We start from the raw sequence: 1,141 nt of genomic DNA, 5'->3' as shown, positions 1-1,141 counted from the left end.
CATGGCATGCTGAATCTTGCTTTCTGTCACCGTATCTACGTTTTAAGTTGCTTCATCGAGAATGAGAACTTCTGGATCTGTCATCAGGGTTCGAGCGATTGAAATCAATTGCTTCTGCCCTGTTGAAAAGATGCTCTGGTCATCATCAATAAGAGTATCGTACTTATCAGGCAAACTTTCGATATAGTCGTGAATGTGGGTTGCTTTTGCTGCTACCTCAACCATTTCCTGACTAGCATCTGGCACACCAAATCGGATATTGTCTCGAATCGTTCCGCTAAACAAGACCGAATCTTGCAATACAATTCCCACCTTGCTTCTAAGACTATCTAAATCATAGCCACGAATGTCTTTACCATCAAAATAAATACCACCAGCATCAACATCATAAAAGCGATTGATGAGGTTCATAATAGTCGTTTTTCCTGAACCTGTCGGCCCAACAACTGCTGTCATCTGGCCTTTAGGGGCAGAAATGCTGATATCTTTCAAAATAGGTTTATCAGGCAAGTATGAAAAATCGATATGACTGATTTCAACACTTTCTTGCAACTTAGTGAAGGTTGGAGCCTTTTCAGGTCGGATTTCCTCCTCTGCATCAAACATTTCCTGAATTCGTTCAGCTCCAGTAAAGGCCAACTGAAGGCTTCCCCAACTCGCTGCAACTTGGATAATAGGCTGGTAGTACTGCTGTGAAAATTGTGCAAACATAACAATCAAACCTAGGGCTGTACTTGTTTCAATAGACTTATCATTCAAAAGTACAGCCGAACCAGCAAAGATGACGATGGCTGTATTAATCAGGCTCATCCCATTCATGACAGGGAAAAGAATTCCTGAGAACATTCTTCCTTTAAAGGTTGCCTTGCGCACGCGCTCATTTTGTTCAAGAAATCCTGCCATCATATCCTCTTGAATTCCTTGCACAATCACGGCTTTTTGGCCTGAGATGCTCTCATCCATATAGGCGTTGAGCTTCCCTACCTCTTTCTGCTGGAGGTTGGTGTATTTGCGTGCCATTTTCACGATGAAAATCAGCATAAGGAAAGCCAATGGGGTGCTGGCAATGGTGATGAGAGCCAGCGTCACATTTCTCGAAAACATGACAAGAATCAGACCAATGTATAAAACAATATTGCTC

General features: G+C 42.4%; 1 pseudogene. It reads right to left on the bottom strand.

Going from position 1 to position 1,141, the window contains the following annotated elements:
- Positions 1 to 45: 45 nt before the first annotated feature.
- Positions 46 to 1,141, bottom strand: a pseudogene (gene patB / locus DCM90_RS09580) (multidrug efflux ABC transporter subunit PatB); the annotation flags it as partial.

Source organism: Levilactobacillus bambusae (genome assembly GCF_003124125.1).
In the GTDB taxonomy this organism is placed as follows: Bacteria; Bacillota; Bacilli; order Lactobacillales; family Lactobacillaceae; genus Levilactobacillus; species Levilactobacillus bambusae.
Note: the sequence above shows the minus strand (reverse complement) of the source record. Positions and strands in the feature narration are given on the sequence as shown.